The organism is Streptomyces sp. NPDC057963 (assembly GCF_042887155.1).
Classification (GTDB): Bacteria; Actinomycetota; Actinomycetes; order Streptomycetales; family Streptomycetaceae; genus Streptomyces.
The window spans coordinates 1-572 of sequence record NZ_JBHVPX010000071.1; the positions used below are offsets into that span (position 1 = coordinate 1).

Genomic DNA, 572 nt, shown 5'->3' on the forward strand with positions numbered 1-572 from the left:
ATGTAAAAATCCTTAGAAAGGAGGTGATCCAGCCGCACCTTCCGATACGGCTACCTTGTTACGACTTCACCCCAATCATCTGTCCCACCTTCGGCGGCTGGCTCCTAAAGGTTACCCCACCGACTTCGGGTGTTACAAACTCTCGTGGTGTGACGGGCGGTGTGTACAAGGCCCGGGAACGTATTCACCGCGGCATGCTGATCCGCGATTACTAGCGATTCCGGCTTCATGCAGGCGAGTTGCAGCCTGCAATCCGAACTGAGAACAGATTTGTGGGATTGGCTTAACCTCGCGGTCTTGCAGCCCTTTGTACTGTCCATTGTAGCACGTGTGTAGCCCAGGTCATAAGGGGCATGATGATTTGACGTCATCCCCACCTTCCTCCGGTTTGTCACCGGCAGTCACCTTAGAGTGCCCAACTGAATGCTGGCAACTAAGATCAAGGGTTGCGCTCGTTGCGGGACTTAACCCAACATCTCACGACACGAGCTGACGACAACCATGCACCACCTGTCACTCTGCCCCCGAAGGGGACGTCCTATCTCTAGGGTTGTCAGAGGATGTCAAGACCT

General features: G+C 54.5%; 1 rRNA gene (running past one end of the window). It reads right to left on the reverse strand.

Annotated elements, in window-relative coordinates:
• Positions 1 to 16: 16 nt before the first annotated feature.
• Positions 17 to 572: ribosomal RNA gene (locus ACFVT1_RS40975) — 16S ribosomal RNA — on the reverse strand (its annotated part continues 971 nt past the right edge of the window); the annotation flags it as partial.